The following is a 22,642-nucleotide window of genomic DNA, read 5'->3' on the forward strand; positions in this document are numbered from 1 at the left end:
CCTGGGTAAAGGTCACTTCAGAATGGGCAGGGATCGGACCAGTCCGGTGCTGCGCCACCAGCGGCCCAAGCCGAGGGCGTCGCCCGCACCGACCATCGCCAGCCCGATGAGCAGCAGGGCATAGATCAGATGGTCATCCATGAACGGGTTACCGGCGGGCGGGAGCACCGCGCTCCACATCATCACCATCAGCAGCGCCCCCGCGGCGGCTGTGATGCGCATTCCGATTCCCAGGATCAGGGCGGCGCCGACGGCAGCCAGCCCGATCATGAACAGCCAGTCGACCACGGTGACACCGGTGAGGTGACGGTAGAGCCCGGCCAGCGGCCCCTTGGTTCCGAACTTGAGAAAACCCTGCGTGGGGTGACCGCCGTGGAGCCAGGCCTGTTCGCCGGTGGTGTCATGTCCGAGCCCGAAGGTCTTGTCCAGGAAGGCCCACAGGAAGACCCAGCCCAGACCCAGACGCGTAGCCGCCCACAGGCACCGGGCGGCCGACGTCTGAGAGGACGTACGCGGCGAGGCGATGGGGGCCGGCGGGCCGGGATACCGCCGAGACAGTCGCAGACGGTGGGACGGCCGGTAGCCGGACCCGGGAGCTTTCGCGGTCATGTGTTCCCATTCCCAAAGCCGATGTCGTCCCCAGGCAACCGTGACCGGCGCTGAGGGGAAACAGTCGATCTGCGCTGAACTCATCACCGCACCAGATGGCCGGGCCCAGAAAGCATCCCGCGGATTATTTTGCGCCGTCATGTAACATGAATTTGACGTCTTCAAGAGTTCTTGGAGACGTCCGCTATTAGACGCGCCAGATGAGCTCGGAACGGTTCGCCGGTGACCATTGCGGGTGGTGATCGGTCCTGGTGATGGGTTCTTCCTCGATCAACTGTTTCCCGGAGGACGGGGGCGGCGTTCACTAGAGAGTGAAACAGCTCGGCCTCCGCATTCGTGGATGAGACCGGGCCCTCTGCGTCGACCGGCCCGGAAGACCGACCTTCCGCAGACCTTGAGTCATCTAGCGTTCGGAGTCGGTCATGGGCATCATCGCCTGGGTCATTCTCGGGCTGGTGGCAGGAATTGCCGCCAAAACGCTGGTTCCCGGCAGGGACGGTCATGGACTGGTCATCACCACATTAATCGGTATCGCCGGAGCGCTGCTGGGCGGTCTCCTTGCCACGCGGCTGTTCCATGTCAACGGCACGCAGGGATTGTTCAACCTCTCTACCTGGGTCACCGCCATCCTGGGCGCCGCAGTCCTTCTGCTCGCGTCCCATCTGGTCACCGGGCAGAACCGTGGCCGGTTCTCCGGAGGACGCAGGTGAGCGTGCCGACGCCGCGGCCCCGCCCGCCCATGCCTTGAACCGGGCCGGAGGCGGCATCCGAGACTGCCGCTGTGGGGTTGCCGTCAGAACGCCCCACGGCGGCGTTCCATCGACCGGCCGACCGGTGATCAGCTGAAATGGTGGGCCTTGCTCGGATTCGTGAATGGTGCCCTCGCGTAACTGCCGAGGCGCCCCGCGGCAGTCGGCACCGAGCAGCTTCGATCGCATCTGACGGGGAGGCCCTCGCGTGAGTCCTGGCCCTGACCGGCCGCCTGGACTGAGCTTCGTCTCTCACGTTCGGAACGGCTACACCATCGCTGAACTCAGCGGCGAACTCGACATCGCCTGCGTTCCCACCTTGCGCGAGCAGCTTCTCGGGGCGCTCCGGCCCGATGCCGGCCACCTCATCGTCGACCTGTCCGGGGTGGACTTCTGCGACGCCAGCGGCCTCGCCGTACTCATCGGAATCGGTCGCCGCGCCACGCTTCTCGGCGGTGTCCTCCGCCTGGTCGCCCCCGCACCATCGACGATGACGGTGATCTACTCCCTGGGCCTCCACCGAAAGCTGGACATCTTCCCCAGTGTCCCCGCCGCGACCACCGGCGCGAAGACCATTCGGCATCGGGCCGCGGAGGCGACAAGGTCCGAGGCCACCGGCTCCGGGCTCGTGATGAAACACACCGCTACACCGGACATCGAGGAACTACGGCCGGCGATCGCCACCCTGCTCGCCGAGATCGACGCGTGGCACGAGGCCGACCCTGACGGCCGGTTCACTCCCGTGCTCCACATCCTGGCCGGAGCGTACGCCGGCCTCGACCAGACCGCTCTCGCCCACGCGGCGCGTTCCCTCGTTCTCACGCTGAGGCGCCACCCCCTCACCCACTCCCCGGCCGTCGCCGCAGCCGCGAGCCGTCTACGGCGAATCGTTGAGGCGGACGGGCATCAGCTGTAGATCGGGCGGAGAATGGCGTTGTGGGAGGGCCACCCAGCGTTATCGTGCCGCCGAAGGCTTCCGGCTGAACCGGCATTCCCCTACCTGTGGCATGTGCCGCTCGGTCTCGGCCGGGGGCCCGGAAGACCAGATGAGGACGTAGCGGCCGCGGACCGTGCTCGCCGCGGCCAGTGGGAGTGCACCGCCGGACAATGCCGCGGTCTCCAACCGGGGAATGCGCGCCCACCGTCGCGAGGGCCTGGCGCGTCACATTTGTGTGCTCATCCCTGAGATGCTGGACAGCGGACCGTGGTGGTCCGTGATCCCGGCGACCCGAGCGGAGGTGGCGGGACATGGAGGTTCGCCAGCTTCGTTACTTCGTGACGCTGGCCGAGGAGTTGCATTTCGGCCGGGCGGCGGCGCGGGAGCACATCGTGCAGTCGGCGCTGAGCCAGCAGTTGCAGCGGCTCGAACGCGAGTTGGGCGTTCGCCTGCTGGCGCGCAGTACGCACTACGTCCGGCTGACCACGGCGGGTGCGGCGTTCCTGGTCGAGGCCCGCCAGATCCTCGCCCACATCGATCGCGCGGCGCAGATAGCCCGCAGCGCCGCCGGATCGTCCCCGAGCCTCCGGGTGGGCATCATTGACGCGAGCTATGACTCGATGCCGCAGATCCTGCACGAGGTCCAGGCGCGCCATCCGGACCTGGTGATCCACCAGGTCGAGCTCAGCGTTCCTGAGCAGTACCAGCAGCTTCTCGACGGCCGCCTCGACGTGGGCATCGGCCGGGCGGCGCTGGCCCCGCCCGGGGTGGCCTCGCACCTGTTCCGCGACGACCCGCTGGGGGTGCTGGTGCCCGACGGGCATCGCTTCACGGCCATGGACGGCGTGCCCGTCGCCACGCTCGCCCGCGAGCCGCTGCTGCTCGCCGAAGACGGGCGGGCGCCGGAGTTCAACCAGTTCGTGGTTGAGATGTGCAGGCAGGCCGGGTTCACCCCTGCGGTCTACAAGGGGACCGTGGAGAGCATCCGCGCCGCCGTCGACCTGGTCGCCGGCGGACGGTGCCTGTACTGTGTGCCGTCATCGTGTATCTCGGCGCTCCCGGGCACCATCTGGCGGCCGCTGGTCGAACCCATGTCCGACTACCCCTGGTCGCTTCTGTGGCGGGCGAAGGACACCTCCGATCTCGTACGTGCCGTCGTCAACTGCACCAAAGTGATGTCGGAGCGACTGGGGTGGCTGGCCTCCCCGGCCCGGACGATCCACTGATCGCGGATGGCTTCAGCGTACGGAAGGTGTTCGCGGATTCCGGGCGTGGATGAGGGCCGGGCCGACCAAATCTGGGGTCGATCACCGATGCCGTCGGCGGGACGATTCGGGTTGGTGTGCTTGATCTGTATCGGAAACGGCCGGGGCTGCTGTCGGAGGTACAGCCGGCCGACGTGTCACGTCCGCCTCCGCCGCGCTCAACCTCGTACTGCGCCAAGCGAGTACCGAAGTGGACGGAGCGGCGGCCGTAAACGCCGAGGCTTGTCGATGGACCGATCATTCATCGCCCTTCGCGGCTACGCACACAGCAACAACCGCAAACTCAAAGAGGTCGCCTTGGCGCTTATCGATGATGCCATTAGCATCACTGACCTCGCCTAACCACTGTTCCAGCGTGGCCCGGCGAACTGGGCGAGCGCTTGGTGCAGTTGTGGGGTGACTTTGGCGACGCGCCCGACATAGCAGACGAGTAGATGTCCGTCCCGCAGGTAAATTGCTCGGGCGGGGGGCTGGGCGCTTGGCCGCAACTGAACCTGGAGCGCGTAGCGGTTGGATCCTTGTCCAGGCGCTGTCCGCGCCCTGCCTACAGTCACCTTGTCGATGTCCTGCCAGGACAACCGAAAGGGGTGTAGAGGGTTGGTAACCTCAATGAACTCGCCGTTGATCACTAGCTCACCGCTGTACTTCCGGCGCATCACGAGTAGTGGGGTGAGGGCCAGGAACGGCAGTGCAAGGAGGACGACCAGACTCCGCCATGCCCCTGGATACCAGCCGCTTTGGTTGAGGAGGACGATAATAGCCAGTGCGAGCGGCCAGAACAGCATCAACATCCTAGGGCGGAACACCGGGCCGCGGAGAGGACACCGGTACTCACCGTCAGGAATGGCCGACTCGGCCGCGCCTATCCTGGGCATGACCGACAGCGGTGCCTCAGGCACGGGGACGACCGTCACGGGAGCGGAATCGTTGGTGACGAACCCGGCCAGTCGGTCTCGCACGCTGCGATGACGGAACTGATACACGCCCCCAACCTGCCGCAGTAGCCCCAATTTGTGCGCATCGCGTAAGAAACGCACCAGTGACCACGGCAGGCGGCCCGAACCCGCCAGGGATACTCGCGTCAGGACCCACCGAAACCAGGCGCTTAGTACCAGCACAGCGATGGTTGTCCCGGCCAGGGCGCCCAAGCCGATGCAGACATCGGAGATCAGGCTGTGCACCCCCGCATAAGCGGCTAATCCGCTGTCCCCGGCCCATACGATGCCGCCCACCACGCTCAGGGTGAGCACGGTGGCTCGGCGATCACCGCGCAGCAGCGTATCCGGGGCGGTGACCTCGTCCACGGCGGCTGGTGCGGCGACGGCGACCTTGAACAACACGAGCAGCAGGAAAACCCCTGCCCCGACTAGGGACACAGCACGTTCCTTGAAATTGCCCACGGTCCCGAACAAGCCGAGCACAGCCGTGAAAGCCAACCCCACTTTGCCCCAGCGCGAGAACAGGGCTTTCCGTAGCGCTGCAAGAGCGGCACGCAGCCGGGGCAATCTGGTCCGGCCACTGGGTTGCCCGACTCGGAAGCCGAACAACCTCGCGACTAGGATTTCCACGCAAAAGCCGACGAACAGGCCGGTGACCATCGCAACGTTGACATCGGGCCGCGCGACGGATGCCGGAACGTCGGCCAGTGTCGCGGCGATCCACTCAGCTAAGGGCACGAAGACGAATACGACCAGGGCCGCCACGGCCGGCACGGACAACGCCCGCGGGATGGCCCTGTGCAACTGCCACCATGCGAGCTCGTCGGTACCCTGGCGAACCAGGTGGCGCGCGAGAAATCTTAACCACGCATCGGCGCGCTGAGCGTCCCAACGCCGTACCCGCCGCTCCGGAGCCGGTGGATCAGCGCCGTAGACAGCGGGTATCAGGCCGTCAAGGAGGTGATCGCGCACTGCCTCCGCAGTGGAAAAACGTAGGGGATCGGCCAGTTCACCGGGGTGCGTGTTGGGCCTGGAGTAGACCGTGCGCAACAGCCAGATCATCAGCGGTGTCTTTAACGCGGCGGCCAGCGGCGTCTCACGGCTATCGAAGAGCTGTCTGAGAACCGGCACCCACTCATCGGCTCGCTCGTGCGGCACCGACTCGCGCAGGTAGCGGGCCGCGGCGTCCGGGCTGACCGGCTCGGCCCGGAGCATGATGGCCGACCTGAGCTCGCCGCCCACCGCGGCGACAGCCGCTTCGTACTCGGCTGTGCGGCAGGTTAGGACGATCGGTTCCTTAGTGCTCAAGGATCTGTTGATCCTGGCAAGGCACTCGGCGCGACGCGCCTCGGGCAGTTCGTCCAGCCCATCGAGAACCGGGAACACCCGCCGTTCGGAAACCAACTCCCCTGCCTGGCCCCTCAACCAGGGGTGCTCCTCCCCAAGGCGACGAGCCATCCACGTGTGCAGGTGTTCCTCCTCCGACCAGGAGGAGATCGACAACAGCACAGGTATCGGATTTCTCGGCTTCCGCTGTGCCAGTAGCTCCAGCACCAGCAGCATCGCCAGTGTTGTCTTGCCGGCGCCCTGGTCACCGACCACGACCATACGTTGGTGCAACTCGTGGAACGCGCTGGCCAGCCCGGCGATCCTGGGCTCTCGGCCAGCCACTGGCAGATCGGACGTCGACCACCGGACCTCGAGTGGGTACTCGTCGTCCACGCCGAGCACCGCAACTTCGGCGAGCCATCGCGCCCGCACCTGTGATGCGAGGCGTTCGGTCGCGTCGTCCTGCGGGGACCCGCGCTCGACGTGGATGGTGATCTGTTCGATATCCCTGGCCTGGACTAGAAAGCGGACGACACTGTTGGAGACGGTGTTATAAGTGTCTCCGGATCGGTCGTCGTGACCAGCCATGGCCAAGTCCTCAATCTTGTTGAACTACTGTGCTGAGCCGCTCCGGTTCGGTGGAGGCTCTATAAGTTGACTCCTGCCGCCGGTTGGGGCCGGTGTCGAGCGTAGTAGCTGGTTTCGTGTTCGGCGGGCGGGATGGAGCGATTGGAAAATCCTATAATCATGTGTGGTTCACGCTGCTCGGAGAAATCGATCGAGGACCATGAAGTCCTCGTCGGTGAATTATCGACGACACGTGGATCTGGCACTGATTTCGTGATCTTGACCCAAGCCGGCGGTCTGCCCGGTGATGTGCCGGTACCCCCAGTCCGGGTTCTCGGCGGCCAGCCGCAGCACCAAGGCTCGAATGGTGGGGCGGATCGGCGGTCGTCCCGGCCTGTGCTTGGAGTAGGTCAACGTCGCTTCACAAGATCGGCCTGCCAGCGCAAGAGCGTCCGTGGGGTGACGAACAGGTGGTGCCGGCGGGTCGCGGGAGCAGTCGCGCGAGCGCGGAAATGATCGCCCGGTCCGCCCACGATGGCCGAGGAGCCGCGGTCTGGCGGCGGAGCAACGCGAGCTGATGACGCAGTACCAAGACCTCGGCATCTTTCGACGCCTGTGCCCTGGGGGAGCAGCGCAATCCAGCAGATCCTGCCGGACCCGAGCCTGTCGAGCACACGAAACCCCAGATCAGAACCTGTGACACGATACTCGGCACCCACAGGTCAGCGGTCCCGGAAGCGAGCCGGCCCGATCCTCACCCGAAGGATCAATCAGGCGATCGCCGAATGGTACGTCGTGCAGATGCTCGAACTGTCCTGGGACGGGTTCTGCGAGCACACCGAGCAGCTGGAACATCGGCCGCCCTCAATACGGCTACCTGGCCGAAAGCGCCCTCATCCGGTGCCGGCGAGACGCGCGGAGGGCAAGACCAGGACCCGCCTGGTCCCCGATCCGGCCACAGCGCCGACGGTGACCCTGATCTTCCAGCTGCGGGCTTTGCAACGGCTCGGCTATGACGACATCGCCGACCGGCTGAACACCGATTCCACGGCGCACCCGCCTCCCGCGCCGGTCGATCCGCGGCGGGCGGTCGGGCGATGGACACGGCCGGCCGTCCGCGGCGTTCTTGGGAATCCGAGGTACACCGGCCACATGGTGTGGAACCGGCGGGCGACCAAGAAGGGCGGGCGTTTTAATCCGCCGAGTGAACGGGTCTGGTCACCACGCCCCACCCATGAGCCGCTGGTCACCAAGGAATTGTTCGAAGCCGCCTCACCGGTGGCCAAGTACCGGCAAGGCTCCCGTACGGGCGCCGGAATCAACGATCACCCGCAGGCGAAGCGCTCTTATCGGCTGCGCTCCTATGTCATCTGTGATTTCTGCGACCGCCGCATGTTCGGGAAGACACGACGTGACGTCGCCTTCCTCGCGTGCCAGCCGCAACGGCAGCATCACAAGGGACGCGCTCCGCCAAAGATCAACGCGACGACAGCGCGATCTTCCAGCGCAAGCAACTCACGCGTGAACTCACCGGGCTTCAACGGCGCCAGGACAACCTCATCGACCAACTGGAGAACTTCGAAGCCACCGGCGACACCGACGCCGACGCCGAGTACCGGCAGACCATCCAACGTCGTTTCGCCGAACTCACCGTCACCCGGCGAACCAAGCAGTCCGAGCTCGACCAGATCAAGATCGACACATCGCCATCCGGAGGCGACGCCGACCTACTCGATCTGATCCCTAGCTGCAGGCCGACATGGCCGAACTCCCCAAGAGCCTCGAACGCCGGCTCTATGACGCCTTCCACCTGAACGTCCACTACAACCGAGCCCGTCACGAAGCCACCATCCAGGTGACGATCCGCGAAGAAACGATCATTACGCTCACCGAAGCCACACAGGACGACCGGGACGACCAGGACGAAGGTCGACGCACCTCGGGTGTACTCGGTGACGCGTTGTTCTGGGTGCCCCCGGCAGGATTCGAACCTGCGGCACACGGTTTAGGAATCCACAGGCTATCCGCCTGCTGGCCGGTCCCTGACCTGCGCCGGACCAACCTCGGCAGCCTATGAGGGGAACCGCCATCCCGCGTATATCCCGCGGGCCCACTGCTACCCGTCTTGGATCTTGGCGTCCATCGCTCCAGGAGGTTGGCCGCATGCAACACTCGATACAGTGGTTAGACAGTGGGTTGATACTGCGTGGCGAGGGGGCAGTGATGACTACGAGCAGCGCGGACTACCCGTCCGAACGTCCGGAGCGTGGTTCAGTGTCGCTCGATGAGCTGGCGCGGCGCAAGCACGTCCATCCGATCCGGTCTGCTGATGACCTGGCCCAGGACGACGTGTTCGACACTGACGAGGAGCTGGACGCTTTCCTCGAACATGTTCACTCGTCCCGTCACGCCGACCTAGCCTGATTGCTCGTGGATCGCGTAGTCCTCGACACAGACGTCTCATCCCTGAGCTTGAAGCGCCGGCTCCCGTCATCTGTCATGACCCGGCTCATCGGCAAACAGCCATGCATCACGTTCGTCACGCTCGGCGAGCTGACCCAGTGGGCCGAACTTCGACAGTGGGGCCGGCGCAACCGTGACGCCTTGGGCCACTGGCTCGACGGAGTGATCGTCCTTCCGTATACCGACGACGTCGCGCGAACGTGGGGCCAGATCTCCGCGTACGCCATCCGCCGCGGTCGGCCCCGACCTGCCAATGACTCCTGGATCGCGGCCTGTGCTCTCACCTACGGCCTGCCGCTGGCGACGCTCAACGTCAAAGACTTCGAAGACTTCGCCGAGCACGAGGGCCTGACACTGATCACTCGGTAGGCAGTGGGCGAGTCGCTCGCCCATTACCCTGGTCCGATCGGCACTAGGAGGCCGGCTACGAAAAACAAGAGACCGACTCCTACGTTGACAGCAAATCCCTGCCAAAACGATCGCCGATTATTCTTGGCGAGTTCGGCACGGAGCTGATCCTCTTGTTTCTCAAGCTCAAGCCGGAGAAGCATCGCAACAGCTTCCTGCTGTTCCTTATGGATCTCAGCTAGCTGTTGGGCATGCTCCGCCTCCGTCCTCAACTGCTCGAGTGCTGCCGCACGCGCTGTCATCTCGGCGGTAAGCTCATCAAGAAGACTGCCAGACTCCTTAAGCAACTCAGCGACACGTACAGCACGATCTTCAAGGCTGGGCAGCGTAAGTCGTTCTTCGAGCTGGTTGTCAACCAACTGCTCCGTCCGGGGCTCATCCCCGAGGATACGCGAAAGCCACTGGTCTACCTGGGATATGACTCTGCCTATATGGGATTCGACTCTGTTTTTCAAGGCCGCTTGTGCAGCCGAAGCGCCGAGAGCAAACAGAACAAATGCGACCACGCCTACAATCTGTACTAAATCCACGGCGAGCACCCTATCCGTGTGAGCAGCCACGTCAAGGCCTGCATACGACGATGTTCTCCGCCATGCGTACAGGCTCCCGCCGCCCGGTCATCCCGTCCGCCATCGCCCCACCCTTCGGGGAGCGGGCCAGGTTTCAGGGGTGAAGGTGGAGCGCCCCGCTGGACGAACGACCTTCACCCCTGAAACCTGGTCTGCTTGGCTCGTCCTGGGGCGATGGCGGACGGGATGACCGGGCTTCCACCTCAACGACCCAGGAACCCGACTTCCCGCGCAGGCCATCCCGGAGCCGCAGCACCCCCGCCGGAGGCATAGGGACGGCAACCGGCCACTGTGGCATAGTCCGTGAACGGCATGTGCCTGGCTGCTGATGCGTTGAACGAGTGCGGCAACGAAGTTGCACAATGGGCCGCCCGATCGGCACGGCCGGAGGGACCGGCGCCCACGCCGCACGCCCGTAGGGCGTGCCGGAGCGGGAGGCCCTGCGGTGGCGCGCAGCGCCGCCGCCTTGATGCGCTGGCCACGGTTACCCCGGCCCTTGTGTTGGACGTACGGAGTGCGCCGACCGCGAAGCTTCTAAGGCGTGCGCTGCTCCACCATGGGCTGAACCCCTCCCGCTGGGAGCTTCCGGTGCCGGCCGCCGAGGCAAAGGCGCTCAAGTGGCTCGCTGACCAGTCCCGCCCTGTCGCGGACCTGGCCGAGGCCGACGTCACGCGAACGGCGCTCAACGCCATTGCGGTCACGATGGCCGGCGGTGCGGCGGCTGCGTCGACCATCGCCCGTAAGCGTGCGGTGCTCTACAACGTGCTCAAGTACGCGGTGAAGGAGCGCAGGCTTTTGGAGACCAACCCGATTGATCAAGTGGACTGGAAAGCGCCGGAGCGGGTCGAGCAGGTGGACCGTAGCGTGGTCGCGAATTCCACTCAGGCGCGTCAGCTTCTCGCCGCGGTGACGTACGTCGGTCGGCTCTCGGGCCGTGGGCAACGCTTGCGTGCGATGTACGCCTGCATGTATTACGGCGGTCTTCGACCTTCGGAGGCGGTGGGGCTTCGGCGGCGGGACTGCGAGTTGCCCGAGTTGTGCGCCTGCCAAGGTGAGTGCTCCTGTGGTCGTCCGAAGGCAGCCTGGGGGCGGCTGGTGCTGGTCAAGTCGCGTCCTGGTCCGGGCAAGCTCTACACCGACAGCGGCGAAACCCACGATGACAGGGACTGAAACGGTGCCCGTCCGGTCACAAGCGCGTCGTTCCGATTCCGCCGGAGCTGGTGCGCATCCTCGCTGAGCATCTGGAGAGGTTCGGCGCGGGGGAGGAAGGCCGGCTGTTCCGTACCTCGACCGGCGGCATCGTGTCCGCGTCGGCGGTATGGCGTATCTGGCGTGATGCGCGGGTCATCGGCCTGTCCTCTGAGCAACAGGTGACGCCACTTGCCGGGCGGCCATACGACCTGCGGCATGCGTACGCGACGCTGCTTCTCAACGCGGGCGTGCCGCCCAAGGAGGTCGCACTGCGCATGGGCAACAGCGTCGAGGTGTTGTGGAAGGTGTATGCGGGTTGCCTCGACGGCGATGAGGTGCGCCTCAACCGCATGATCGAAAAGGCGCTCGCCGCGTGAGGCGGCTCCAAGGGCAGGGCTCCGGTTTCATCCCGGGGCTCTGTCGTATTTCAGGGCTTCACTTGCACAAACGAGTCGATTTTCATCCCACACATATCCCGCGAACACCGGCTGAGGGCTGCTTCTCGTGGCATCCGGCTGCACACATGCGAAACCCCGACCACCCATGTTCATGCTGGTCAACGTGGGTTTTCGGTGATCATCTAGGTGCCCCCGGCAGGATTCGAACCTGCGGCACACGGTTTAGGAATTCGCTGGGGTTCATGCCGGACGGCAATGGATGATGTCGCCTTCGCGCATTCTTGCAGCTAGCTCGCTCGGCTACGTGTCGATCAGTCCGAGGAATGATGCGCGCTGTTGTCTCCGCGTAGTCCGTGCGGGCCCCCCTCGGGCTCCCACGCGCTCCCCATCGCAGCCGCGGGACGCGGCGATCGAAGCACCCGCCCGGATGTCCTGCCGCTCTGTGCCGGTCGAGGCGGTTTGGTCCTGTTTCCTGTCGTGTTCCCATCCGCTCCGCCCTTCAATAACTGACGGTCACGGTCCGCATTGATTGCGGGGAGGCACCATCTCTGATGCCTCGGTGGGGTGGGCGGACCGTGTGGTGCGGTGGATGACCACGCTGAGTGTCATGGTGCTGGCCAAGGACCGTCGCGATCACCTCCTACAAGGCCGGATTGCAACGTCAGGCGTGGCAGTGGGCGCGGGCGAACCGGACACCGACCGGCGCTCTGCCCTCGGGCCGGCGATAGCCAAGCAGTTCGAACGTCACGAACACTGAGGTCGCCTGGTTAAACAAACCGGCACAAGAGCTGGGCCCGACTCCCGCGTGAGTAGCTCTTGCAGGCCCGACTCAGCATGGCCACTGTCGCGCCACTATCCGCTCATGCCGAGTACAGGATGTGTGAGGGGATCCCGGGTTAGGACGCACGACGCCCGAAGGCCCGACGCTTACGTGGAAGATCCGGCCCGTCCCCTTAGAAGGAGCGCCCAGCCATGATCCTCCCGAACGTTCGGGACCCTCGCTTCATCACGCTTCGTCGCGGCGGGAGGCTCACTGATTCGGATCATCATCTCCTCGCTCTTTGGGCGGCGTCGTGCGCGGAACACGTCCTTCACCTGTTCGAGTCGGTTCAGCCGGAGGAACCACGACCACGTGAAGCGATCGAGCACGCCCGCGCCTGGGTGCGTGGCGAGGTCAAGATGATGCAGGCTCGCGCGGCGGGCGGTCATGCAATGGGCGCGGCCAGAGACCTGCGTGGGACAGCACGGCATGCCGCGTACGCTGCTGGCCAGGCGGGGGCCGTCGCACACGTCGCCGCGCACGAACTCGGTGCGTCCGCCTATGCGATCAAGGCCGCACGTGCTGCCGCGCCGGAAGGCGAGAGCGATACCGCAGGGCGACTCGAGTGCCGATGGCAGCGTGACCAACTCCCGGAGGCGATTCGCGAGCTCGTGCTCGATGACCAGCGGTTGCGGAACGACATCTGCTGGTCGGTGTTTGACGGCTGAGCGGGCGTGGGCTGCGAGCCCACCCCAGCGCTCACCCGAATCTGCCGCTGGTCGGGCATGCCATCGGCGATCCGCGTGCGGACACGTCCGGCTTTGCCGATGGAAGTGTTCCATTCGGGTCCCGATCCTGGGTGGAGTGACTTGTTTCGGGGCATCATGGACGGAAGGATGAAAGAGTAGCTTTGCCCGCGGAATGAACCTGTCTTGTCGCTCGACGGCTTTGGGTGGAATGCGAGGTTGCTCATGGATCCATCCGCGATCATCGCAGCGGCGCTGAGCGGTGGCGCCACCGCTACTGCGTCCGAGCTAGCGTCGGCCGCGGTGCGGGATGCTTACAGCCGGTTTCGTGCCGTACTCATCGCGCGTCTTGGAGATCGGCGGCCGGCTGAGCGTCTTCTCGAAGATATTGAGAGAGAGCCCGAGAAGTCCGATATCTTAGTGCTCCAGATTATCCGCGATGATCCTGATGTCATCAATGAGGTTTATCAACTCGCCGTGCGCCTCCTTGACGCCCTGCAAGAATCGGACGCCAGCCCTGTCAAATATCGCGTGGAAGTCACGCGGGCAGCGGGCGTTCAGATCGGCAGCCACAACACACAGGTGAACACCTTTTCTGTTGGCGAGGCCAGAGTCGGCGGGGATTAGCGCCAATGGTGGAGACATCCAGGACACCACGGCCGACTGGAACGCAGGCAGAAACGCTTTCCACACAAACCAGGGTGCTCCGCTGGCCCGATCCGCTGAAGCCACCGCTTCAATTGGAAGAGTCGATGTTACGGTCAGCCGAGGCAGTGGGGGCAGACCACTCGGAGACTCTGAATTTGCGCGTACAACTAGCGTTCTCAAGGGCTCAGCGCGGCTCGTCACAGGACGCGGTGGTGACATTGGAGGCGGTGCTCGAGCGGCAGATCGCCCGACTCGGTCCTGCCGCACAGGACGTGTTGGCCACCATGAACATGTTGGCTCATTGTCGTGGACAGTCGGGTGATCTTTCTGGTGCGGTTGTTGACTTCAATAACCTCGCATTGGAGTGTACGCGGATTTTCGGAGCTGCTCATCCTGAAACCTTCTTCGTCCTGCACAATCTGGCCATATGGCGTGGCTTGGCGGGAAACCCGCGGGGTGCGGTCCAAGCTCTGGAGGAGTTGATACAGGATCAGGAGCGAACTCTCGGCCCTGAGGATCCGGACACGCTCGCGACACGATCGGCATGGGCCCATTGGATAGGTGAATGCGGCGAAAGTGAGAGGGCTATCAAGGCGCATGAGGCTGTTCTTGATTCGTACGCAAAGACACTGGGTATCCGTCACCCAGTGGCGATGACGGTGCGAAACAACTTGGCGCACCTCCTCGGGAGTGCCGGTCGGACGGAGCTCGCCGTGGCGAATTTTAAAGCACTCCTCTTGGATCGGCGCTCGGTCCTTGGCCCCGACCACCCGGACACGCTCGCCACAAGAAACAATTTGGCGCACTGTTGGGGCCTAGCCGGCCAACTAGGTCGGGCGGTGGCCGAGTTGGAGCAATTAGTCCTTGACTACACCAGAATTCTGGGTGAGAGCCACCCCGGCACCCGGGGAGCAGTCGGAAACCTCAGATATTGGCGAGATCGGGATGGCGATAAGTGATGACGGCGGCATCGAACCCGGAGCCGTATGCCGCCGTTAGTGGTTCGGGGGTCATTCATAACGTCTTCATGAGTGGCGCAATCGAGGGCGTAGCGAAGGCCGACCCAGAAAATATCCAGCAGGTCGCCGCGTCTCAGCTGGCGCTAAGCAATAGCTATTACCAGAGCGCATTGAGTCAGGCTTCACGAAGCTTTATGGCGGCAATCGTCTCCGCTGGAGTGGGCCTATTGTTCTTTGTTTCTTCTGTCGTATTCGCCATGGTGAGCCGCAATGTGAGTGCAGCGTACATTAGCGCTCTGGCAGGTGGCATTGTAGAAGTGATCTCCGGCCTAAACTTTTGGTTGTTCGGTAGGACTGCATCACAGCTTGACACCTTTCATGTGCGGCTAGAAAAGATGCAACGATATCTTCTCGCAAATAGTGTTTGCACTAGTCTTCCTGAGGAAAATCGGGCACAGGTGATTGCTGACCTTGTTAAGTCAATGGTCGACGGCCGGGAGTAGCCACAAGACGAAAAAAGGGCAAATAGCGCCTCAAAAAGAAGTCGATACCCTTTTAGCTCGAACTTGTTTGATACTTAATGAGTCATTTGATCGCTGACGAATTCATCTGCCGCTGATCGTGCGCAACATGCTGATGACAGAGCATGTCCTGCAACGTGGCGTGCCAGCCATCGCTGCAAGCGGCGACAGTTTCGCCGGCACACCCCTAGAACGGGGTGTTGCGACGACTCCTAGAACCGAAGGGGGTTCCAGGGGGTCACCCCCCTGGGCAAATACAGTGTCCGAGGGGCGACTGGACAGTTAAGCCCATGGTCTTGCCCACCGATCTAGTGTTTCGTCGGCGATGAGCTGAGGTGGCATATTGTGCCTACTCGGCCATGATCACGGCGTCATAGTCGACCGTGGTAAGTGTCGTGTTGTTGGCGGCTATCGCTGTGGTCGTCAGCTTCGGGCACATGCGTGAGCTAGCGCTTCGGCACGGGGAGCCGTGGTGGAGCGCCACGCTTATCCCACTCAGCGTGGATGGGATGGTCGTTGCGGCTTCTATGTCGGTCCTACTGGCGAGCCGGATGGGCAGGCGGGTGAGTGGTTGCCTTGGACGCTTCTCATCGTCGGGAGCATGGCTTGTCTCGCGGCGAACGTCGGGGTGGCGAGCCACATGTGGTGAGTCGTCTGATCGCTGCCTGGCCGTCTTTCGCGTTCGTAGGTTCGTACCACTTGCTTCAAGGACAATTCCGGATCGGTCGTGGCATCCCCGCCCCACGCTGGGATGGGTCGGAGGCTGTTCTACTGGGTCTCGGATCGGCGACGGGGATGAAGGCCCGTCGTGTCTGGAGGATCCGGGGAGGGTTCTTCAGCGCCAGGCATGGGAGTGGGCGTTGGCGAATCGCTCAGAGGATGGCCTGCTGCCCGCGGGGGCGGTTATCGCGAGGCGCTTCAACCGAAGTCCTCGATGGTGGTGCCTAGTCAAGAACACCGGCGCTGCTGGATCCTTGGAACCGATCGCGATCACGGCGGACCTCTACGCCGAAGTGGTCACCGAGCTCGCCCGCGAGGCCGCGGAGAAGACGGCCGCGATGATCCCCCGGAACAAGGCACGCGCCACGCGCCGGTCCCCCCACGGGCCCCCAAGGCTCGGATCCGTCCAACGGAGAGCGAGTACATGAGGTGTTTTCCCTGGTCAGGCGAGGTGCCCCCGGCAGGGCACGCAGAAGATGGGAACGCCTTCTGCACGGCCCGCAGCTCGCCAGCTGGTGGTCGAATCGGTCGTCTTGCTGCCGCCAGCGCTTCGCGGCGTACACGCGATTCGGGCGGCACAGGAGCGGCGGGCGACAGCATCGCCGACTGACGCCGGGGCTGTTGAGCATTGAGGGGAAACGGTGCTCGAACAACTCGATGGTCGACAACCCCAGCGCGGTGGTAACTGGTAGGGATCGCGCGATGTTGTCGCGGCAAAAGCCTCAACGCTACAGCGACGCGCCTTAGAAACTGTCACGTGGACATCTAACGACACCAACGTCTGGGCGGGATCCTCGGCGAGTACGCACATGCCGTTTGACCTGCGTGGACGAGATTATCGGCATGCACAGGCCAGGTAACGGTTCGCGCCGTTGCAACTTCCCGTTGACCTCGACGAGCGCGTGCGCTGGGACGCCGTCCGCGCCACGTGCGATCGCGCTGACGAGATCGCTCGGCAGCTGTACGCCGATGTCCTACAGAGGAGAAGCGCCGCTGCATGTATCAGAAGCACGAAGGGCACGGCGAGGGTGGTCAGCGTGAGGTGAGTGTGATGGTCAAGGTGATCGCATTGCGGACGGAGAGCTCGTCGGTTCCGTTCTGAATTGCGAGGGCACGAGGGTTGGTGCTCAGTTGTGTGGAGACATGGGGTGCGGAGTCTTCATCAAGGGCGAGGGCGAGCGGCCGAGCGATCTCTCGGGCGATCCAGCCGAGGAAGACGCCTTGGTGTTGGACCTGGACAGCATTCGGGTCTGCCTTGTTGTTGCGGTCGCGGACGAGCTCGAGGAGGGTGCCAGCGGGCAGCTGAGAGAGGTAGGCGGCGTTGCCGGCATTGCGGTGTCGGCGCAAGGGGCAGGTGAAGGTTCCGTTGCCGCTGAGGATCGTGGCCTGCGCGGTGCGCGGGCTGCGGCGTTCGGTGCTGCGGATGAGGAGACGAGCGGTGTCGGGGTCCGTGATCTTGGTGATCTCGTCGACGGTGAGTTGGCTGAGCCAGTCGAGGAACTGCCCCAAGGTCGGCTCCGGGTGGGGGCAGGCGGCGGCGAGGACTGTCGCCGCAGCCCGGTCGTGGATGCCGATGCTGGATGCGTAGCAGGCAGTGGGGCTTCCGACCCCGTATTTGATCATGGCGGGAAGGGCGGCCAGGCGGTCCTCGGCGGGGACACCGCGGCGGAGTTCGAGAAGCTGGAGCAGAGCCGAGACGACCCAGGCGAGGTCTTGGACGATGATCTTGTCGATCGCGCTGGTCGTCGCGGCGATGTCAGAGGTGAGCAGGTCCCTGTGGTGGGTTTGGTGGAGATCGGTTGCCGGGAGGCCGGCGATCCAGTCGGTGGCTACAGGCACGAGGGCAGAGGCGGCGACCCTCTTCTGGCGGGCGCTGCGCTGGAATTCGTATACGTTGATCGCGAGAGTCAGGACAAGGCGTTGCAGGTGGGGCCAGCTGTCGGCGGTGAGTAGTTCGGGGTGGGCATCGAGGGCTGCGTGGATCTGCTCAGCGGCGACGAGTGCGTCGATGCCGCCCTGGACGCTAAGGCCGGAGCGGATGATCGCGGCGCGTGTTGGGCGGTCGGGTAGACGCTGGGCGATGGCGGTGACGCGGCGGGCGGAGAAGCGGGCCAGCGGGGCCAGAGACCACTTCTGGGAGCCGAGTTGGTGGCCGGCGAGGGTATCTCCGAGAAGAGCCTGGGCGGCCTGTTCGAGGAAAACCTGGTCTGGGGTGTCAATGATCTCCTCGGCGAGCAGGGCCAGGAGCTGGAGGTCCAGTGCCTCAGCCCACTCGGACAGTGTTTCGTCGGTGGGCTCGGCCAAGTCCAGCGCGGTGAGGTCCTGGCCGGACTCGGGCCGATGACCAAGGCGGGCGATGACCAGTTTGTAGTAGAGCCAGGCGAGCGTGGAGATGACCGGTTCGATCTTGTCGTGGTCCAGGTAGCGGCGGCGGAGCTCCCTGGCGGTGTTGCCGTCCTTTGCGATCAGGATGACGTGGCCCTCGGTCTCCCGCCCGGCGCGGCCAGCCCGTCCGGCCGTGTTCCAGAAGTCGCGGATGCTGACCTGGTCGTTTTGGCCGCGCCAGGTGTCGGGGACGAGGACGGTCTTGGTGGGCAGGTTCATGCCCTGGGACAGGGTGCTGGTGGCGCACAAAACCCGAAGTGCGCCATTGCGGTAAGCGCGTTCGATGCAGTGGCGGACGGCTTGAGGGACCTCGGAGTGGTGGTAGGCGTAGCCTCGGAGGACCATGGTGGCCAGTTCGTGGCTGGCCCCGATGTGCCGGCCGATCTCGGCGGAGGCTTCCAGCCGTTGCTGTACGACGTCGGCGTTAATGGCGTCGTCCGAGGTGCCGAGTTTCGGAGCGCCTTCCTTCTCTAGGGCTTCGCCCAGGGCCCTGGCGGCAGCGCGGGCTTTGATCTTGGTGGGCTGGCTGATGAGCACTGGCCCGAGCCGATCGAAGTGCAGAGCCAGGGCCGCGGCGACGTCCTTAGGCGCTTCAGGGAAAAGGTTGACGCGCTTGAGGTGCCGAGTCAGGACGCTGGGAAGGAAGAACTCGCCGTTGTCGCCGTTGCCGTAGTCAATGGCGCCCTGCTGTCCGTCCATTTTGCGGCCACGCCAGGAGAAGATGCCCATTCGCAGGCGAGAGGGCGACCAGTTGATCTTGGCGAGGTTGGTGGCGTCAGCGTTGGGGTCGAGCCAGCGGGCGAGATCGTCACCGTTGGGCAGGACCGCAGAGAGCAGCACGAGGCGGGCGGTCGGGGCTGTGCGGCGGAGGCGGGTCAGCAGCATCTCAAGGCGCAGTCCGCGCTCGGAGCGGTCGATGGTATGGCCCTCGTCGACCAGGATCAAGGCGAGGCGCTGCGCCAGCTCGGGCATGTTGCGCAGCAGCAGGTCGAGCTTCTCGCTGGTGACGACGAGGACATCGGTGAAATCAAGGAGCTGAGTCTCGTAGCGGACGTGCTCGGCACCGCCGAAGAGTGAGGAGACTCGGAGGCCGAGAAGGTCGAGGCTCTCGGACAGGTGTCTTTCGACCTGGGCGGCAAGGGCACGGGTTGGGACGACGTAGACGGCGAGGCGGGGAGTGAGCCACCAGTGGTTTTCGTCGCCGGGTTGGGGGGCGAGGGCGTGGAGGATGGCCCATTCAGCGATGTGGGTTTTGCCCGCTGAGGTGGGCATGGTCACGGCCATGTTTCGTGCCACTGCGTCGACCAAGCCAGCGTCCAGGGCGGCGCGTTGGGAGGGCCATACCTGGATGACGGGGCGCTCGGCAACGATCAGGGCTCTGAGGTAGCGCTCCCAGAGGCGGCCCCAGGTGGCCGCGCGGCGCAGGAGCAGCCAGGGCGATGTGGCGACAATGTCTTCGGCGACGTGAGCGAGGGAGTCGATAAGAGTCCAGGTATCGGCCACCGAGGCGTCCAGCAGGACGGAGGCGGCCTTGCGTAGGTCGGTCACAGCCGCGCGGCCTGCAGTCCGGTTGCCGCTGCGCCACAGTGCCGCAAGGTTGCGGGCGGCACGTCCGGCGAGTCCGTAGGCGGCCAGCACGGCGGCGTCCGCCACATCTGCCCGCCCTTCGGAGGTTTCATCGATGAGCCGTTGCCCGAGAGTGGGCAGTTCCTCGGCAGCCTGGGCGCCCAGACGCGAGACCTCGTCGAGGTCGCGGCGTAGGACGGCGCCTGCCAACGCGGCGATCCGGTACGGAGCGGTTGTGGTCGGCGACTCGAAGTCCTCAAGCTCGTCGCGGGCGAAAAGGGCATGTACCTCGCGGGTGAAGGCGGCGGCGAGGGTCGAGGCGTTGGCCTGGTAGCCAGCCAGGCTCCACATCGTCGAGGCGATCGCCAGCAGTTCGACGCGCCGTGGATGGTCGGCCTCGTATCGGTTGGCGAGGTCGGCGTACGCCTCGGCGATTTCGGTCAACGGGCCGGGATCGGCTCGGCGTTCCCTTGGCGTGCGGGTGAGCTGGCCAAGCCGAGCGAGGGTCAGGCCGCGTCGCATGCCGTCGAGGTCGTAGGTGTAGGCAGCCGGGGTACCCTCAGCGCTGATCTGGTTGCTGAGAACGTGCGAGCGTAGCTGGGCACGCAGACCGGGGGCGGCCTCGCCATCAGTGAGGACTTCCTTGCCAAGCCTGTAGATGGTGCCGTTGTAGTCCTTCACGCCGCGGTGCCGTGGGTGGTCTCGGTATGGCGGGGGCCGGCGCCTGTTACAGCGGCCTGGTACACGCGTGCCACGAAGTCCTGAAGTCCGCTGATCTTGACGACCGTTAGCTCGGTGCGATGGGTTACCTTGTCGGCCAGGCGGTCGACGATTTCGTCCTTCCAAGCGAGAGTGTCGTGGACGAAGACCATATGCCGCTCCACCACTCGTTCCTTGGGCCGGCGAAGCAAATCGGCAAGGTTCCGGACGAGGAATTGGTGGTTTCGCTCGGCGCAGCGAGCCAGGGCGAAGTGCAGGCTTTCATCGAGTCGATCGAGGACCTTCTCCAGGCTGTCGTATGCCTCCAGCCCCAGGTCGAGCTTGCGAGTGGCGCGGGTCTTCACTTCGGGCACGGCGATCACGGGCGGTGACTGGCGGAAGCGGAAGGCCAGCACGTCCGTGCCCTGCACAGCCTGGTTCGGTGTTTGCTTGTAGCGCAACTTCAAGATCGGCACGTACCAGCGACGCACCCGCCGATACAGGCCGGCGGTCACGATCTCACCGAAGTCGCCGTGCCTGACCTTGATGTCGTTCGGGAACTTGTTCGCGCGCAAATAGTCGGCGACATCTGAGGCTCCGAGGTCATCGAACACAAGCGCCAGTTCATTGGGGTTCAGGTAGTTGCGGGCCACATCGTGGCCGAGTTGGTCCATCAGCTCCTCGTTGTTGAGCTGACTGGATTCAACGAGGGCTTCGTAGTGCAGCTCGCCCTCGGGCTGCTTCACCGGTTGCGGCTCCAACCACCTGCCGAACATGCTCCCCCTTGGACTCTGCGATACCCCGCCCTCATTCTCGTGTACATCCCTCCCGAAGACGAGACCTGCTCGCGTTCAGGTGGCTGATGCTCAGCCTTGATCGGGATCCTTCCGGGTCTTCGATGTCTCCATCAAACCCGGGGCGGTTCACCGAGAGCCTTCTGATCGCAGCTGAGCCAGAGCTGGTCGCACGCTATGGTCACGTTCCCGGCGATACCGGAGTAAGCCTGAAGTCGACTGGCGTGCATCTGCGGCAAGCGAGCGGGCTGACGTCAAGCGCGCCTGAATCGCCTGCGGCCCGCGTTACGATTGACCTGTTGCCGGGCCGCGCGCAGCGCAGTGTTGTCGAGCGGTGCCGACACTACTTCACAGGGCCGATCCCGCAGGCCCGTTCGCGCGTCAAGTAATACCGGCACGCCTGAGCGGTGATGACACATGACCACAGACCCAAGCTCGACCCGCGTACCTGGTCGGGTGATCTCTCCAGCGGCATACGCTGCGCTGGGTGAGGCCCTCACAGCAATCATCTGGAACAAGGACGCTTTCGAGCGTCATCTCCGAGGGCTGCTCCGTGGTCACCCTGAGCTATTGGTGCACCTGAACTTCGGCGACATCAAGCGCGTAGTGGCTGATGAACTGGTCGACCAACTCATGGCGGACGAAGACCAGTACCAGGAGTTCACGCTCTGGCTGATGAACGAAGTCGCCAGTATGGAGAGCTTCCCGAACCTCGAACGACAGCGCAATGACCGTGCACTCCACCTGGAGCGGGCGTACAAGGCCATTGCCGACCTCCGGCGGTTCACTGCGAAGTACGCGGCTGAACAGGGTGAGCGGCAGAAGATGCGGGAGCAGTTTGCCCATCTGAGGGCTGCGGCGGAAATGCGGCAGGGCTTCTCGCAGGCGCTGAGGGAACTCAAAGCCGAATTTCTCGCCATGCAAACGTCTACTAACCGGCAGCAGCGCGGACGAGACTTCGAGCGATTCCTCCACCGGCTCTTTCGCCTCTTCGATCTGGAACCTCGATTGTCGTACGACCTGGCCCACGAGCAGATCGACGGGGCGCTGACGTTCGACACCGACGACTACATCATCGAGGCGAAGTGGTGGCAGGAAGCGGTGGAACGCAAATATGTGGCCGATCTATGTGAGAAGATCAAGGATAAAGGCAAAAACACACTCGGCTTGTTCATCAGCGTGAGCGGGTTCAGCCGCGGTGCTCGTGAGACGTACAGCACGAGGACCTCCTTCATCACTCTCGACGGTGAAGATCTTTTCTATATCCTCGACCAGCGGATTCGTCTCGATGAGGTACTCCGTCACAAGAAGCGTCACGCGAGCGAGACCGGAAGCTGTTTTTATCCGGCACGAGAGATTCTCGCCAGCGACTGATGCGACGATGAATTTCGTATTTGCTCTAGGCGCTGGCGGATGCAATG

21 protein-coding genes are annotated in these 22,642 nt (G+C 64.3%); 16 read left to right on the forward strand and 5 right to left on the reverse strand.

All coding sequences use genetic code 11. The annotated features are described in order from the left end of the window. Positions 1-12: 12 nt before the first annotated feature. Positions 13-693, reverse strand: a complete 681-nt coding sequence (locus QWU11_RS29820) for a hypothetical protein (RefSeq protein WP_290117775.1) — start codon at positions 691-693, stop codon at positions 13-15. A gap of 338 nt (positions 694-1,031) precedes the next feature. Here QWU11_RS29820 and QWU11_RS29825 point away from each other — a divergent pair, with 338 nt between their 5' ends. The 3 genes from QWU11_RS29825 (at position 1,032) to QWU11_RS29835 (ending at position 3,521) form a co-directional block, all read left to right on the forward strand. Beyond that, positions 1,032-1,319 carry a GlsB/YeaQ/YmgE family stress response membrane protein gene (locus QWU11_RS29825; RefSeq protein ID WP_290117776.1) on the forward strand — a complete coding sequence of 96 codons (288 nt, stop codon included), beginning with the start codon at positions 1,032-1,034 and terminating at the stop codon, positions 1,317-1,319. Positions 1,320-1,566: 247 nt separating this feature from the next. Then, complete coding sequence (locus QWU11_RS29830) at positions 1,567-2,274, forward strand: STAS domain-containing protein (RefSeq protein WP_290117777.1); 708 nt, start codon at positions 1,567-1,569, stop codon at positions 2,272-2,274. A gap of 332 nt (positions 2,275-2,606) precedes the next feature. Then, positions 2,607-3,521 carry a LysR substrate-binding domain-containing protein gene (locus QWU11_RS29835; RefSeq protein ID WP_290117778.1) on the forward strand — a complete coding sequence of 305 codons (915 nt, stop codon included), beginning with the start codon at positions 2,607-2,609 and terminating at the stop codon, positions 3,519-3,521. Positions 3,522-3,898: 377 nt separating this feature from the next. Here QWU11_RS29835 and QWU11_RS29840 read toward each other — a convergent pair whose 3' ends face one another. Further along, on the reverse strand, positions 3,899-6,415 hold the full coding sequence (locus QWU11_RS29840; protein WP_290117779.1) for an NACHT domain-containing protein: 2,517 nt from the start codon (positions 6,413-6,415) through the stop codon (positions 3,899-3,901). Between the two features lie 780 nt (positions 6,416-7,195). Between QWU11_RS29840 and QWU11_RS29845 the strand changes: the two genes are divergently transcribed. From QWU11_RS29845 to QWU11_RS29860, 4 genes are all read left to right on the forward strand, one after another. Next, on the forward strand, positions 7,196-8,134 hold the full coding sequence (locus QWU11_RS29845) for a recombinase family protein (protein ID WP_290117817.1): 939 nt from the start codon (positions 7,196-7,198) through the stop codon (positions 8,132-8,134). Between the two features lie 19 nt (positions 8,135-8,153). Continuing rightward, entirely contained in the window at positions 8,154-8,471 is a 318-nt protein-coding gene (locus tag QWU11_RS29850; protein WP_290117780.1) for a hypothetical protein, read from the forward strand. A 146-nt stretch (positions 8,472-8,617) separates the two neighbouring features. Then, positions 8,618-8,818: a hypothetical protein gene (locus QWU11_RS29855; protein ID WP_290117781.1), complete on the forward strand. Its 201-nt coding sequence runs from the start codon at positions 8,618-8,620 to the stop codon at positions 8,816-8,818. 75 nt (positions 8,819-8,893) lie between these two features. Continuing rightward, positions 8,894-9,226 carry a type II toxin-antitoxin system VapC family toxin gene (locus tag QWU11_RS29860; RefSeq protein WP_290117782.1) on the forward strand — a complete coding sequence of 111 codons (333 nt, stop codon included), beginning with the start codon at positions 8,894-8,896 and terminating at the stop codon, positions 9,224-9,226. A gap of 23 nt (positions 9,227-9,249) precedes the next feature. Here QWU11_RS29860 and QWU11_RS29865 read toward each other — a convergent pair whose 3' ends face one another. Beyond that, positions 9,250-9,825 (reverse strand): hypothetical protein, encoded by a 576-nt coding sequence (locus QWU11_RS29865; RefSeq protein WP_290117783.1) that lies wholly within the window; start codon positions 9,823-9,825, stop codon positions 9,250-9,252. Between the two features lie 597 nt (positions 9,826-10,422). On the opposite strand from QWU11_RS29865, the gene QWU11_RS29870 reads away from it, so the two are divergent. The 8 genes from QWU11_RS29870 (at position 10,423) to QWU11_RS29905 (ending at position 16,205) form a co-directional block, all read left to right on the forward strand. Next, positions 10,423-11,004, forward strand: coding sequence for a hypothetical protein (locus QWU11_RS29870; RefSeq protein ID WP_290117784.1), 582 nt, complete (start codon positions 10,423-10,425; stop codon positions 11,002-11,004). After that, complete coding sequence (locus QWU11_RS29875) at positions 11,001-11,402, forward strand: tyrosine-type recombinase/integrase (protein ID WP_290117818.1); 402 nt, start codon at positions 11,001-11,003, stop codon at positions 11,400-11,402. Before QWU11_RS29870 ends, QWU11_RS29875 begins: the two co-directional genes overlap by 4 nt. A gap of 610 nt (positions 11,403-12,012) precedes the next feature. Further along, on the forward strand, positions 12,013-12,180 hold the full coding sequence (locus QWU11_RS29880) for a hypothetical protein (RefSeq protein ID WP_290117785.1): 168 nt from the start codon (positions 12,013-12,015) through the stop codon (positions 12,178-12,180). A gap of 215 nt (positions 12,181-12,395) precedes the next feature. Further along, positions 12,396-12,911: a putative immunity protein gene (locus QWU11_RS29885; protein ID WP_290117786.1), complete on the forward strand. Its 516-nt coding sequence runs from the start codon at positions 12,396-12,398 to the stop codon at positions 12,909-12,911. A gap of 243 nt (positions 12,912-13,154) precedes the next feature. Beyond that, on the forward strand, positions 13,155-13,556 hold the full coding sequence (locus QWU11_RS29890; protein ID WP_290117787.1) for a hypothetical protein: 402 nt from the start codon (positions 13,155-13,157) through the stop codon (positions 13,554-13,556). A 248-nt stretch (positions 13,557-13,804) separates the two neighbouring features. Beyond that, positions 13,805-14,536 (forward strand): tetratricopeptide repeat protein, encoded by a 732-nt coding sequence (locus QWU11_RS29895; protein WP_290117788.1) that lies wholly within the window; start codon positions 13,805-13,807, stop codon positions 14,534-14,536. Beyond that, a complete protein-coding gene (locus QWU11_RS29900; RefSeq protein ID WP_290117789.1) occupies positions 14,536-15,039 on the forward strand; it encodes a hypothetical protein in 504 nt (167 codons plus the stop codon). Before QWU11_RS29895 ends, QWU11_RS29900 begins: the two co-directional genes overlap by 1 nt. Positions 15,040-15,494: 455 nt before the next feature. After that, entirely contained in the window at positions 15,495-16,205 is a 711-nt protein-coding gene (locus QWU11_RS29905; RefSeq protein WP_290117790.1) for a DUF2637 domain-containing protein, read from the forward strand. A 604-nt stretch (positions 16,206-16,809) separates the two neighbouring features. Here QWU11_RS29905 and QWU11_RS29910 read toward each other — a convergent pair. After that, the gene (locus QWU11_RS29910; RefSeq protein WP_290117791.1) at positions 16,810-20,409 is read right to left on the reverse strand and encodes a DEAD/DEAH box helicase; all 3,600 of its coding nucleotides are present in this window, start codon (positions 20,407-20,409) and stop codon (positions 16,810-16,812) included. Then, complete coding sequence (locus QWU11_RS29915) at positions 20,406-21,173, reverse strand: Hachiman antiphage defense system protein HamA (RefSeq protein WP_290117792.1); 768 nt, start codon at positions 21,171-21,173, stop codon at positions 20,406-20,408. Before QWU11_RS29915 ends, QWU11_RS29910 begins: the two co-directional genes overlap by 4 nt. 465 nt (positions 21,174-21,638) lie before the next feature. Between QWU11_RS29915 and QWU11_RS29920 the strand changes: the two genes are divergently transcribed. Beyond that, the gene (locus tag QWU11_RS29920) at positions 21,639-22,595 is read left to right on the forward strand and encodes a restriction endonuclease (RefSeq protein WP_290117793.1); all 957 of its coding nucleotides are present in this window, start codon (positions 21,639-21,641) and stop codon (positions 22,593-22,595) included. Positions 22,596-22,642: the final 47 nt, after the last annotated feature.

Source organism: Actinomadura sp. DC4, from assembly GCF_030406325.1.
In the GTDB taxonomy this organism is placed as follows: Bacteria; Actinomycetota; Actinomycetes; order Streptosporangiales; family Streptosporangiaceae; genus Actinoallomurus.